This is a genomic window from Streptomyces sp. NPDC001407 (assembly GCF_042895325.1).
GTDB lineage: Bacteria > Actinomycetota > Actinomycetes > Streptomycetales > Streptomycetaceae > Streptomyces.
Window position 1 is genome coordinate 1 of the sequence record NZ_JBIAWF010000053.1, and the last position, 11,599, is coordinate 11,599.

Annotated in this window: 12 protein-coding genes; 5 read left to right on the forward strand and 7 right to left on the reverse strand. The window is 71.9% G+C overall.

The annotated features are described in order from the left end of the window. The first annotated feature begins 148 nt into the window (after positions 1 to 148). Both ACFY1P_RS35055 and ACFY1P_RS35060 read left to right on the forward strand, forming a co-directional pair. Positions 149 to 1,531, forward strand: coding sequence for an MFS transporter (locus ACFY1P_RS35055; protein ID WP_390752984.1), 1,383 nt, complete (start codon positions 149 to 151; stop codon positions 1,529 to 1,531). A 110-nt stretch (positions 1,532 to 1,641) separates the two neighbouring features. After that, on the forward strand, positions 1,642 to 2,679 hold the full coding sequence (locus ACFY1P_RS35060; RefSeq protein WP_390752979.1) for a methyltransferase: 1,038 nt from the start codon (positions 1,642 to 1,644) through the stop codon (positions 2,677 to 2,679). Positions 2,680 to 2,878: 199 nt separating this feature from the next. Here the strand turns inward: ACFY1P_RS35060 and ACFY1P_RS35065 are convergent, their stop codons facing one another. The 7 genes from ACFY1P_RS35065 to lysW form a co-directional block, all read right to left on the reverse strand. Continuing rightward, positions 2,879 to 3,895 carry a transketolase family protein gene (locus tag ACFY1P_RS35065; protein ID WP_390752980.1) on the reverse strand — a complete coding sequence of 339 codons (1,017 nt, stop codon included), beginning with the start codon at positions 3,893 to 3,895 and terminating at the stop codon, positions 2,879 to 2,881. Continuing rightward, positions 3,892 to 4,752 carry a transketolase gene (locus tag ACFY1P_RS35070; protein ID WP_390752981.1) on the reverse strand — a complete coding sequence of 287 codons (861 nt, stop codon included), beginning with the start codon at positions 4,750 to 4,752 and terminating at the stop codon, positions 3,892 to 3,894. The genes ACFY1P_RS35065 and ACFY1P_RS35070 overlap by 4 nt, the downstream gene beginning before the upstream one ends. A gap of 8 nt (positions 4,753 to 4,760) precedes the next feature. Further along, positions 4,761 to 5,870, reverse strand: a complete 1,110-nt coding sequence (locus ACFY1P_RS35075; protein WP_361532806.1) for a M20/M25/M40 family metallo-hydrolase — start codon at positions 5,868 to 5,870, stop codon at positions 4,761 to 4,763. Then, positions 5,867 to 6,712 carry a [LysW]-aminoadipate kinase gene (locus ACFY1P_RS35080; protein ID WP_361532803.1) on the reverse strand — a complete coding sequence of 282 codons (846 nt, stop codon included), beginning with the start codon at positions 6,710 to 6,712 and terminating at the stop codon, positions 5,867 to 5,869. Before ACFY1P_RS35080 ends, ACFY1P_RS35075 begins: the two co-directional genes overlap by 4 nt. Positions 6,713 to 6,773: 61 nt before the next feature. Then, on the reverse strand, positions 6,774 to 7,811 hold the full coding sequence (gene argC, locus ACFY1P_RS35085) for an N-acetyl-gamma-glutamyl-phosphate reductase (protein WP_361532800.1): 1,038 nt from the start codon (positions 7,809 to 7,811) through the stop codon (positions 6,774 to 6,776). Further along, positions 7,799 to 8,677 carry a RimK family alpha-L-glutamate ligase gene (locus ACFY1P_RS35090; RefSeq protein WP_361532797.1) on the reverse strand — a complete coding sequence of 293 codons (879 nt, stop codon included), beginning with the start codon at positions 8,675 to 8,677 and terminating at the stop codon, positions 7,799 to 7,801. The genes argC and ACFY1P_RS35090 overlap by 13 nt, the downstream gene beginning before the upstream one ends. Further along, a complete protein-coding gene (gene lysW, locus ACFY1P_RS35095) occupies positions 8,674 to 8,838 on the reverse strand; it encodes a lysine biosynthesis protein LysW (protein ID WP_116213109.1) in 165 nt (54 codons plus the stop codon). The genes ACFY1P_RS35090 and lysW overlap by 4 nt, the downstream gene beginning before the upstream one ends. A gap of 322 nt (positions 8,839 to 9,160) precedes the next feature. Between lysW and ACFY1P_RS35100 the strand changes: the two genes are divergently transcribed. From ACFY1P_RS35100 to cysD, 3 genes are all read left to right on the forward strand, one after another. Next, the gene (locus tag ACFY1P_RS35100; RefSeq protein WP_361532794.1) at positions 9,161 to 9,892 is read left to right on the forward strand and encodes a sulfotransferase family protein; all 732 of its coding nucleotides are present in this window, start codon (positions 9,161 to 9,163) and stop codon (positions 9,890 to 9,892) included. 66 nt (positions 9,893 to 9,958) lie between these two features. After that, positions 9,959 to 10,528 carry an adenylyl-sulfate kinase gene (gene cysC, locus ACFY1P_RS35105; RefSeq protein WP_390752982.1) on the forward strand — a complete coding sequence of 190 codons (570 nt, stop codon included), beginning with the start codon at positions 9,959 to 9,961 and terminating at the stop codon, positions 10,526 to 10,528. Further along, positions 10,525 to 11,472: a sulfate adenylyltransferase subunit CysD gene (gene cysD / locus ACFY1P_RS35110; protein WP_390752983.1), complete on the forward strand. Its 948-nt coding sequence runs from the start codon at positions 10,525 to 10,527 to the stop codon at positions 11,470 to 11,472. The genes cysC and cysD overlap by 4 nt, the downstream gene beginning before the upstream one ends. Positions 11,473 to 11,599: the final 127 nt, after the last annotated feature.

The following is an 11,599-nucleotide window of genomic DNA, read 5'->3' on the forward strand; positions in this document are numbered from 1 at the left end:
ACGAGGACCCGGCGAACGACCCGGTCGACGACCGTGTGGTCTCGCATCTGTCCTCGACGGCGATCGCGGGGGGCACCGCACACCCCGAGCTGAAGCTCATACCGTGACCCAAGGCGGCCGCAAGTGGCTGATCCTCGCGATCTGTTGCATGAGCCTGTTCATCGTCGGGCTCGACACCACGATCGTGAACCTCGCCCTCCCCTCCGTCCAGCGTGATCTGCGCGCCTCGGCGTCGGGCCTCCAGTGGACGGTCGACGCCTACACCGTGGTGCTCGCGAGCCTGCTGATGCTCTCCGGGTCGATGGCCGACCGGTTCGGCAGGCGGCGTACGTTCCAGACCGGGCTGCTGCTGTTCGGTCTGGCGTCGCTGCTGTGCAGCCTCGCGCCGGACACCGGTTCGCTGATCGCCTTCCGGATGCTCCAGGCGGTGGGCGGGGCGATGCTCAACCCGGTCGCGATGTCGATCATCGTCAACACCTTCACCGATCCGAAGGAGCGGGCCCGGGCGATCGGGATCTGGGGCGGGGTCGCGGGCATGAGCCTGGCGTTCGGCCCGGTCGTCGGTGGCGCGCTCGTCGACGCGACCGGCTGGCGCTCGATCTTCTGGATCAACGTGCCGGTGGCCGCGCTCGCCCTGGTGCTCACCGCGCTGTTCATCCCGGAGTCCAAGGCACCACGCCCGCGCCGGCTCGACCCGGTCGGGCAGCTGCTGGTGATCGCGCTGTTCGCGACGCTGACGTTCGGGATCATCGAGGGGCCGGGCAAGGGCTGGGGTTCACCGCTGATCACCGGCTGCTTCGTGGTCGCCGTCGGCGCGGCCGCCGCCCTGGGGTGGTACGAGCGGCGCCGGCCGGAGCCGCTGCTCGACCTCCGGTTCTTCCGGAGCGTGCCGTTCACCGGCGCGATCGTCTCCGCGGTGTGCGGCTTCGCCGCGCTGGCCGGGTTCCTCTTCCTCAACTCCCTCTACCTCCAGGACGTACGGCACTGCTCACCGCTGCGCGCGGGCCTGCTCACCCTGCCGATGGCGGCGATGACGCTGGTCTTCGGACCGCTGGCGGGGCGGATCATCGGGGCGCGCGGGCCGCGGGTCCCGATGATGGCGGCGGGGGGCGGGATCGCGCTGTGCGCCCTGCTGCTGTGCCGCCTCCGGGCGGACACCCCCCTCTGGTACCTCGTCGTCGCCTACGTCCTCTTCGGCATCGGCTTCGGCATGCTCGACGCGCCCATCACCTACTCCGCGGTCTCCGGGATGCCGCGCGCACAGGCGGGTGTCGCCGCGGCGGTCACCTCGACCGGGCGGCAGGTGGGGGCCTCGCTCGGGGTCGCCGTGCTCGGTTCGGTGTCGACGGCGCGCGTCCAGGGGCCGTTCGCGAGCGGCTTCCCCGCGGCGAGCCACCTGGGCTGGGGAATCATGGCCGGCTGCGGATGCGCGGTGCTGGTCCTGGGCGCGGTCACCACCAGCGCGTGGGCGCGGCGGTCGGCGGAGCCGCGGGCGCAGGCCGTCCCGGCGCCCGTCGGCGGCGATCGCTGAATCGCCCGCCGACAACCGGCTGGTTCCCCGAGAGCTTCACTCTTCTCTTTTCATCAGCACTCTTTTGCACGGCACAGAACGGCACAGAAATGTCTCAGGAGGCTTGGACCATGGAACGCACCGAGACGCCCATCGAGGCGCAGCTCCGACCTTTCTACAAGGCCCACTACCACTTCCAATTCCTGAGTGCCGCCTTTCAGTTCGGGCTCTTCACGATTCTGGAGCAGGAGCCGGGGATCGTCGCCAAGGACATCGCGATACGGCTGGACCTGAAGGAGCAGCCGACGCGCATCCTGCTTCTGGGGTGCACCGCCACGGGCCTGATCCGCAAGGAGGACGGCGGCTACTACAACACCCCGCTCACCCAGCCGCTGAGCGCCGGTTCCGGCCAGGCGCCGGGTTCCTTCATCCCGTGGGAGCAGCAGGGCATCTACCGCGCGATGTCGTGGTTCCCCGAGGCGCTGCGGGCCGACACCAACGTCGGCCTCCAGCGGGAGATCCCGGGCTCCGCGCCGACGCTGTACGGGCGGCTGGCGGGCCACCCGGAGCTGGAGTCCACCTTCCACACCATGATGGGCGCCGTCAGCCGGCTGGTCGGTGAGGAGATCGCCGCGAAGCTCGACCTCTCGGAGCACCGGCACCTGCTCGACGTCGGTGGCGGCACGGCCATCAACGCCTCCACGCTCGCCGCCCGTTGGCCGCACCTGCGGGTCACCATCGGCGACCTGCCGTCGGTGGCGGCCGCGGCGAACGGGAAGATCGAGGAGATGGGCCTGGCCGACCGGGTCGCGGCCGTGCCCCTGGACGCCTTCGAGGACGAGTTCCCCACCGGCTGCGACGCGATCCTCTTCGCGCACTTCCTGGAGATCTGGTCGCCGGAGCGGATCCGGGAGCTGCTGGCGAAGGCGTCGCGGGCGCTGGAGCCCGGGGGCGCCGTCTTCGTCGTCACCCCGCACCAGAACGACGAGGAGACCGGGCCGGAGCGGGCGGCGTACCTCTCGGCGTACTTCCACACGATCGCGTCCGGCGAGGGCATGGTCTACACGGGCCGGGAGTACGAGGAGTGGTTCGTGGAGGCCGGGTTCGAGCCGTCGGGCCGGGTGATGCTGGGCGCCGACACGGTGGTCATCTGCGGGCGCAAGCTCTGACGACGCGGGTGGGGCGGGCGGGGGAGCACCCCGCCCGCCCCGTCGGCGAACTGCCCGGTCAAGCGGGCTTGACGAAGTCCGGTGCGGTTCGGCAGCGCCCCGAAGGGGCGCGGGGCTGCGACGGTGTGCGGATCCGCCGCGCGGGCGCGACCAGCCACGACCCACCCGCAGATGACTCACCGGGCTTCCAGCGGAGCGCCTAGCTCCGGCCGGTGGCCCCCAGTGCCTCGCGCACCTGGGTGACGATCGCCGCCGCCGTGATGCCGTTGCGCTCCACGAGGTGGCTCTGGCCGCCCGTGCCCCGGGCGAAGTGGTCGCCCAGGGCGACACGGCGTACGGGCGTGGGGACGCCCAGTTCGGCGATCGTCTCGGCGGCCGCGGAGCCCAGGCCGCCCGCCGCCCAGTGCTCCTCGACGGTGACGACGGCCTTCGTCGTCCGCGCCGCCGCGATCAGCGCGCCGGTGTCCAGCGGCTTGATCGTGTGGAAGTTGAGCACCGTCGCCTCGATGCCCGCCGCGGCGAGCGTGCCGGCCGCCTCCAGCGCGGCGTGGACGGGGTACGGGCCGGTGGCCACCAGCGTCACGTCGTCGCCCTCGCGCAGCCGCTGTGCCTCGCCGAGCCGCTGTGGCGGGGCGCCGGCCGGCAGATCGGGGGTGGCGTTGCGGCCCAGCCGGATGTAGACGGGGCCCGGGAGCTCCTGGGCCTGCCGGACGAGGGTCTCGGTGGAGGCGGCGTCGGTGGGGACCACGACCGTGAGGTTCGGCAGCAGCCGGGTGATGGCCAGGTCCTCCAGGGAGTGGTGCGTGGATCCCAAGTGGCCTGCGGCGAGGCCGCCGTGGGTGGCGGCGATCCGCACCGGGAGGTTGTTCAGCGCGATGTCCAGCTTCAGGGACTCCAGCGCCCGCGTGGTGGCGAACGTCGCCATCGTGTTGACGTACGGCAGCCGCCCGGATCTCGCCAGGCCCGCTGCCACGCCCATCAGGTTCTGCTCGGCGATGCCGAGGTTTATGTAGCGGGCCTCGGTGCCGGCGAAGTCCACGCCGTTGAACAGGCCGGTGTCGCTGTCCAGGCACACCACCCGCTCGTCCGCGGCGAGGAATTCCACCAGCAGGTCGCGGTAGACGTCACGGCTGGACGGGGTCGCGGGCGCCTCGGTGCCCGCCGCGGGCGCGGTCCGCTCCGGGGCGCGCGGGGCGTCGGGTGCCACGGTGGTCATGCCTGTGCCGCCTTCCTGGACTGGGCGCGCAGGATCGCCAGCGCCCTCTTCTTCGGTCGCTCGCCGAGGCGGGCGTAGTGGCTGCGCGCCTGGCCCTCGATGTAGGGCAGGCCGCGGCCCTTGACCGTCCGCGCGATCAGCACGGTCGGCCGGTCCGCGTCGGCGGGGATGCCGTCGAACGTGGCGCGGAGCCCGTCGATGTCGTGCCCGTCCACCTCGTGCACGTGCCAGCCGAAGCTGCGCCAGCGGTCGGCCAGCGGCTCCAGGGCGACGGCGTTCTCCGTGGGGCCGGTGATCTGGAGGCTGTTGCGGTCGACGACGGCGACGAGCCGGCCGAGGCCGAGCGAACCTGCGGCCATCGCGGCCTCCCAGTTCGAGCCCTCCTGGAGCTCGCCGTCGCCGAGGATGACGAAGGTGCGCCGGGGGGAGGCGTCGAGCCGGGCCGCGAGGGCGAAGCCGACGCCCAGCGGCAGTCCGTGCCCGAGCGAGCCGGTGGGCATCTCGACGCCGGGCACGGCCGCGTTGGGGTGCGCGGAGAAGAGGCTCTCCGGACGGCCGTACGTGGCCAGGTCCCCGGCGGGGAAGAAGCCGCGCTCCGCCAGGGCGGCGTAGAGGCCGATCGCGCCGTGGCCCTTGCTCAGCAGCAGCACGTCGCGCTCGGGGTCGTCCGGCGCGGCGGGGTCGACGCGCAGCACCGAGCGGTAGAGGGTCACCAGGATCTCGACGAGGGACATCGAGCCGCCCAGGTGACCGCCCTCGGCGGAGCCGCACATCTCCACGATCAGTTCGCGGACGCGCAGGGCGTGCTCCTCGGGAGCGAGGTCGCCGATCCAGGGGGGTGTGGCACTCATCAGCATTCCTCGGGTCATTCCTCGGTTGCGTGCGGGGCGGGGGCCTGCGGCGGGAGGCAGGCGCCGAGTTCGCGCAGGGCGGCGGAGAGCACCTCGATGCCGCCGAGGTAGTCGGACAGCACGACGTGCTCGTCGTCCGCGTGGTCGAGCTTGCTGTCGCCGGGCCCGTACGTGGCCATGGGGACGTCCCAGACCTCGGCCAGGGTGTTCATGTCGGAGGTCGCCGTCTTCACCTTCATCGACGGCTTGGCGCCCTGCTGCCGGATGCCCGCCGTCAGCGCCCGGACGACCGGGTCCGTACGGCCCACGCGGCACGCCTCGACGGTGTTGACGACCGTGATCCGGCCCTCGGGCACGGCCTCGGTCAGCCGGTGGACGAGCTTGTGGTGGTCGAAGCCGGGCGGGATGCGGATGCTGAACTCCGCGGTGGCCGTGGTGAGATCACCGTTGATCGACACGAGGGTGGGTCCCGGCTGGTCGAAGGAGCCGTGGCCCGCGTCCGGCCCCAGCAGCTCCAGCAGCGTGGCCCAGGCGCCCGCGGCCAGCTCGGTGGCCTTGGGCAGCGGGTTGCTGGGGTGCGTCGCCTCGCACTCCACCTCGTAGCGGAGGTCGAGCTTGCCCTTGTAGCCGAGCACGACCGTCGACCAGCCGCTGGGCTCGCCGATGACGAAGGCGTCCGGCCTGGGGTGGGTGCGCCGGATGTGCATGGCACCGCGCGACAGCGCCGTCTCCTCCTCCACGGCGCCGACGACCACGACGCGGCCGCGGAAGTCCGTCGCGGCGGCGGCCGCACAGACCATGGTCGCCAGCGGGGTCTTCGCGTCCACGGCGCCGCGCCCGTACAGCCGCCCCTCGGCGGCGTAGACGGGCAGGTCGCCGGTGACGGTGTCCATGTGGCCGAGCAGCAGCACGGTCGGCCCGGGGCCGCGGACGATCTCGCCGACGGCGTTGCCCGCCTCGTCGACCCGGGCGTCGAACCCGAGCTCCGTCATGCTCGCCACCAGGAACGCGGCCAGCTCCGCCTCTCCGTAGGAGGGGGACGGGATCTCCAGCATGCGGCGCAGCATGCCCACCGCGTACGACTCCGTGACCGGGCTTGCCGCGGTCACCGGCGTGAGCGTCATCGGAGTGCCTCTTCCCTGTCTGTGGTGTGGGAGATCACGATCTCGGTGGCGTGGCCGGCGAGCGCGGCGCGTACGGGGTCGGGGCGGCGGCCGTCGGCGACCAGCACCCGCCGCGCGCCGCCGAGCAGGGCCTCCCGGGCGGCGATGAGCTTGAGGCCCATGCCGCCGCCGACATGCGGCGGCGCCCCGGTGGGCGGCACGGCGCAGACCGGCAGCACGGAGGTCTCGTCGGCGGGGTCCGCGAGGACGCCCGGCGCGCCGGTCAGCAGGACGAGGGTCTGCGCCCCGAGTGCCCCGGCGACGGCCGCGGCGGCGCGGTCGGCGTCGGTGTTCACCGGACGGCCGTCCTCCGCGACGGCCGGCGGGGAGACGACGGGCACCGAACCGGCGTCCAAAAGGGTGTGCAGCAGCGCGGTGTTGACCTCCACCACGCGTCCGCTGTGGTCGTCGCGGACGAGCACCTTGCGGCCGTCGACGATCGCACGGTGCGCGGACTTGCGCTTGGCGCGCAGCAGACCGCCGTCGAGGCCGGTGAGCCCGACGGCGCTGACGCCCGCCTCGACGAGCGCGCCGACGAGGCGGGGCTTGGCGAGCCCGGCGAGGGCCAGGTGGACCACTTCCAGGGTCGCGGCGTCGGTGTGCCGGGCGGAGACGCCGTCCGGCGAGGTGAGGCGGCGCAGCGGGACGCCCATGCGGCCCGCCAGGTCCTCGATGTCGGCGGACCCGCCGTGCACGAGGGCGACCCGTGCGCCCCCGTGGGTCATCGCCGCTACGTCCTCGCAGATCGCCAGCGGGTCCACCGCGGCGTTGCCGCCGCACTTGACGACGGTGATGTGCTGCATGTTCTTCGGCCTTCCGGCTTCTCGGGGTGCGGCGGTGCCGCCCCGCGGACGGGGGCGCGGGTCAGTTCGGGTGCAGGCCCGTGAACTCCAGGCCCAGCTCCTCCGGCCAGCCCTGGCGGATGTTCAGGCACTGCACCGCGTTGCCCGAACCGCCCTTGACGAGGTTGTCGAGCGCGCCCACCACGACCGCTGTGCCGTCCTCGTCGCCGATCGCGAAACCGACGTCACAGAAGTTCGACCCGGAGAGGATCTTCGGCTCGGGCAGTCGGTAGAGGCCGCGCTTCTGCGCGACGACGCGCACGAACCGCTCCTCGGCGTACGCCTCGCGGTAAGCCCGGCGCAGCGCGCGCTCGTCCGTGCCCTCCGTGAGCTGTACGCGGCAGAGCACCTGCACGCCGCGTACGGCCTCCACGCCGGTGGCGGTCATGCTGACGGGCAGCCCGGTGGACTGGGTGATCTCCGCCTGGTGGCGGTGGCTGCTGGGCGCGAAGATGCGCATGGCGCCGCTGCGTTCGGCGTGGATGTTGGACGAGCCGGCCGAGATGCCGGAGCCGCTGGATCCGGTGCGGGCGTCGACCTGGACGCTCCCGGTGAGCAGCCCGGCCTCGCTGAGCGGGCGGAGCGCCAGGATGCCGGCGGTCGCCATGCAGCCGGGTACGGAGACGCGGTCGCTCTTCCGGATCTCCTCGCGGTGCCACTCGGGGAGTCCGGTGGCGAAGGTGGGGATGAGCTCGGGCGCGGTGTGCGGGGTGCCGTAATGGTGCTCGTAGACCTCCACATCGCGCAGCCGGAAGTCGCCGGAGAGGTCGATGACCTGCTCGGCCAGCCCGAGGAACTCGGGCATCCGGCCCATGGTCTCCTTGTGCGGGGTGGCCAGGAAGAGGACGTCGAAGCTGCCCTTGGCCTCCGCCAGCCGGTCGTTCGCGGTGAAGGTCAGGTCGGTCGCGCCGCGCAGATTGGGGTGCGGGCCGTCCACCCGCTTGCCCGCGAAGCGGTCCGAGGTCGCGACGGCGACCTCCACGCGCGGGTGGCCGATGAGGAGCCGTAGGAGTTCGCCGCCGATGTATCCGGAGGCTCCGACAACCGCTACTCGCAGCATGATTCAGACCTTGTCATGAGATGTTCGACGATCCTGTCGGCCACGTCCACGCGGTCGCCCATGGCCCGCTGGAAGCCCGAGAACTCGACGCCGTGGTTGACCTCCAGGACCACCACCTCGCCGTCGTCGCTCTCGATCAGGTCGACGCCCGCGATGTCGGCACCCACGGTCTTCGCGGCCAGGACGGCGAGTTCGGCCGTCCCGGGCGAGGGGGTGAACGCCTCCGTGGTCGCGCCGCGCGCCACGTTGGTGCGCCACTGGGTGCCGCGGCGGTAGGTGGCGCCGAGCACCTCGCCGCCCACGACGACCATGCGGATGTCGCGGTCGGGCTTGGCGATCAGTTCCTGGACGTAGACGATGTGCGACTGCGGGGCCGGGAGAGCGGCGATGTACTCCATCACCGTCTCCGCCGTCCGCCGGTCCGGCAGCAGGGTCACCAGGCGGCCCCAGGAGCCCACGAGCGGCTTGACCACGGCGGGGTAGCCGATCTCCTCCAGGGCGTCGAGCGCGGCCTCGGGCGTGAGGGCGAGCGCGGTGCGCGGGGTGGGCAGGCCGGCCCGGCGCAGGGCCACGGAGGTCTGCCACTTGTCGCCGCAGACCTCGGTGGCCGCCGCCGAGTTGACCACGGTGGCGCCGGCGGCCTCCAGGGCGCGCGCGGCGTAGAGGGCACGGGCGTGGCCGATCTCGCGGTTGAGCACGATCCGCCACGGCGGCCGCTCCGCGTGCAGAAGGCTCCACGACGCCCGGCTGTCGACGTACTCGCAGTGTGCGCCCCGGCGTTCGAAGGCGTCGAGAAGCCGCTTCTCGTCCGCTCTCATACGGGACGCGAGCATGGCGAAGCGGCCCGGGCGCGTGGAGGAGGTCACTCGCCCCAGTCCTCTTCGATCTCCGGGGCCAGCACGAGCTCGACCGGGTCGACGGAGATGAGCTCCAGCTCGCTGGAGCAGCCGGCGCACTCCACGATCTCACTCACCCGGGGGTTCTCCATGAGGGCCACGGAACCTTCGCACTCCGGACACTTCGCCATGAAAACTGCTCTCCCATCGCACTGTTGCGGAATCGCGCTCTTGACACGCACTGGATGCGCGGACCAAGGCTAGGGGCCGCGGTTCAGGGCGGGCATCCACTCGTTTGATGATTCCCGTGGGGCGATTCCGTTGACCACGCCGGGCAATTCCTGATGGCGCGTCGACGCGCGTCCACAACTCCTCAACGGCAGGCTGACCGGCCTGTTTCAATTCCCCCGGACAGGGCGCCGGGCGGTGCCTGGCCATTGCTACCTGCGCGCCGTTCAGGCTAGGTTGAGGCGCCCGTGTGCAGTATCGGCAGAGTGTGCGAGGAGTGTCATTTTGCGGTCCGCAGAAGCCCCGAGAATTCTGGCCCTCTGGAGCGCTCCGCGCTGCCGTTCCACCGCATTCTTCCGCATGATGTCGGAGCGCGGTGATTTCGGGCTGCTGCACGAGCCGTTCTCGTATCTGATGGAATTCGGTTCCGTGGCCGCGGCCGGCCGGGAGATATCCGACGAAGCCGGTCTGCTCGCCCGTATCCGCGAGCTTTCCGCGGACCGCCCGCTTTTCTTCAAGGACACCACCGACGAGCGCTATCCCGGGCTGCTCGCGGACGCGGATTTCCTCGGGCGGGACGCGCTGCACACCTTCATCATCCGGCACCCGCGCGAGACGATCGCCTCGTACCACGCCATCAATCCCGACGTGCGGTCGCACCAGATCGGATTCGAGGCGCAGTACGAGCTCTTCGAGCGCGTCCAGGAGCTGACCGGCACCGTGCCCGCCGTGGTCGACGCCGCGGATCTCGTGGAGGCGCCGGAGCGGACCGTGCGGGCGTACTGCGCCGCCGCCCGCATCCCGTACGTCCCCGAGGCCCTCCAGTGGAGCAGTGGCAGCCGCGAGGAGTGGGCGCCGAGTGAGAAGTGGCACCGGGACGCGAGCGCGAGCAGCGGCTTCGAGAAGAAGGAGCGCGCGGACCGGGTCGACGTGGACACCCACCCTGTCCTCTCGGAGTACCTCGCGCACCACCTACCGTTCTACGAGAAGCTGCGCGCGCACCGGCTGGGTGTCTGACGTGGGAACGAGGGCGGCCGCGGCGCGGCCCCTGACCGATGCGGTGAGGAGCGGGGGAGGCGGAAGGTGACAGTGACACAGTGCACGTGCGGCACGCCGGAGCGGACGGGTGCCACGGTGTGGCTGACCGGTCTGCCCAGCGCGGGCAAGACGACGATCGCCAAGGCGCTCGCCGAGCGGCTGCGCGGCGAGGGGCACCGGGTGGAGGTGCTGGACGGCGACGAGATCCGCGAGTTCATCTCCGCGGGCCTCGGTTTCAGCCGCGCGGACCGGAACACCAATGTGCAGCGCATCGGGCTGATATCCGAGGTGCTCGCGCGCAACGGCGTGAAGTCGATCGTGCCGGTGATCGCGCCGTACGCCGATTCCCGGGAGGCGGTGCGCGAGCGCCACGACGCCTCGGGGACGGCCTATCTCGAGGTGCATGTCGCGACTCCCGTCGAGGTCTGCTCGGAGCGTGACGTGAAGGGGCTGTACGCCAAGCAGGCGGCCGGCGAGATATCGGGTCTCACGGGGGTCGACGATCCCTATGAGGCGCCGAAGTCACCGGACCTGCGGATCGAGTCGCACACGCAGACCGTGGCCGAGTCGGCCGAGTCTCTGTGTTCGTTGCTCACGGAGAGGGGCCTGGTGTGAGTGACACCGGTTCGACGGCTTTCGCGCCTGTCGACGGCACCGCCGGCCGATACGCGCTGTCGCACCTGGACGTGCTGGAATCCGAAGCGGTGCACATATTCCGGGAGGTGGCGGGTGAGTTCGAGCGGCCGGTGATCCTTTTCTCCGGTGGCAAGGACTCCATCGTGATGCTGCACCTGGCGCTGAAGGCGTTCGCGCCCGCGCCGGTGCCCTTCACGCTGCTGCACGTGGACACCGGGCACAACTTCCCCGAGGTGCTGGCCTACCGCGACCGGGCCGTGGCCGAACACGGCCTGCGGCTGCACGTCGCCTCCGTGCAGGACTACATCGACCGCGGCGTGCTCCGCGAGCGGCCCGACGGCACCCGCAACCCCTTGCAGACGGTTCCGCTCACGGAGGCCATCCAGGAGCACCGCTTCGACGCGGTCTTCGGCGGCGGGCGGCGCGACGAGGAGAAGGCGCGCGCCAAGGAGCGCGTCTTCTCGCTGCGCGACGAGTTCTCGCAGTGGGACCCGCGGCGGCAGCGGCCCGAGCTGTGGCAGCTCTACAACGGCCGGCACGCGCCCGGTGAGCACGTCCGCGTCTTCCCGCTGTCCAACTGGACCGAGCTGGACGTCTGGCAGTACATCGCCCGCGAGGGCATCGAGCTGCCCGAGATCTACTTCGCCCACGAGCGCGAGGTCTTCTCCCGCAACGGCATGTGGCTGACCGCGGGCGAGTGGGGCGGTCCCAAGGACGGCGAGCTTGTCGAGGTGCGCCAGGTGCGCTACCGCACGGTCGGCGACATGTCCTGCACCGGTGCCGTCGACTCCGGCGCCACCACGCTCGACGCGGTGATCGCGGAGATAGCGGCCTCCCGGCTGACCGAGCGGGGCGCGACGCGGGCCGACGACAAGATGTCCGAGGCAGCGATGGAAGACCGGAAGCGCGAGGGGTACTTCTGATGACCACCACCACCGGGCAGCCGGCCGCGGGCCTGCTGCGTTTCGCGACCGCGGGTTCCGTGGACGACGGCAAGTCGACCCTCGTCGGGCGGCTGCTGCACGATTCCAAGTCCGTGCTCGCCGACCA

Excerpts from the sequence above, each read along its gene's own strand:
- ACFY1P_RS35075 (WP_361532806.1), bottom strand. The coding sequence starts at position 5,870 with ATGACGCTCACGCCGGTGACCGCGGCAAGCCCGGTCACGGAGTCGTAC.
- argC (WP_361532800.1), bottom strand. The coding sequence starts at position 7,811 with ATGCTGCGAGTAGCGGTTGTCGGAGCCTCCGGATACATCGGCGGCGAA.
- lysW (WP_116213109.1), bottom strand. The coding sequence starts at position 8,838 with ATGGCGAAGTGTCCGGAGTGCGAAGGTTCCGTGGCCCTCATGGAGAAC.
- ACFY1P_RS35080 (WP_361532803.1), bottom strand. The coding sequence starts at position 6,712 with ATGCAGCACATCACCGTCGTCAAGTGCGGCGGCAACGCCGCGGTGGAC.
- ACFY1P_RS35065 (WP_390752980.1), bottom strand. The coding sequence starts at position 3,895 with ATGACCACCGTGGCACCCGACGCCCCGCGCGCCCCGGAGCGGACCGCG.
- ACFY1P_RS35070 (WP_390752981.1), bottom strand. The coding sequence starts at position 4,752 with ATGCTGATGAGTGCCACACCCCCCTGGATCGGCGACCTCGCTCCCGAG.
- ACFY1P_RS35055 (WP_390752984.1), top strand. The coding sequence starts at position 149 with ATGAGCCTGTTCATCGTCGGGCTCGACACCACGATCGTGAACCTCGCC.
- ACFY1P_RS35060 (WP_390752979.1), top strand. The coding sequence starts at position 1,642 with ATGGAACGCACCGAGACGCCCATCGAGGCGCAGCTCCGACCTTTCTAC.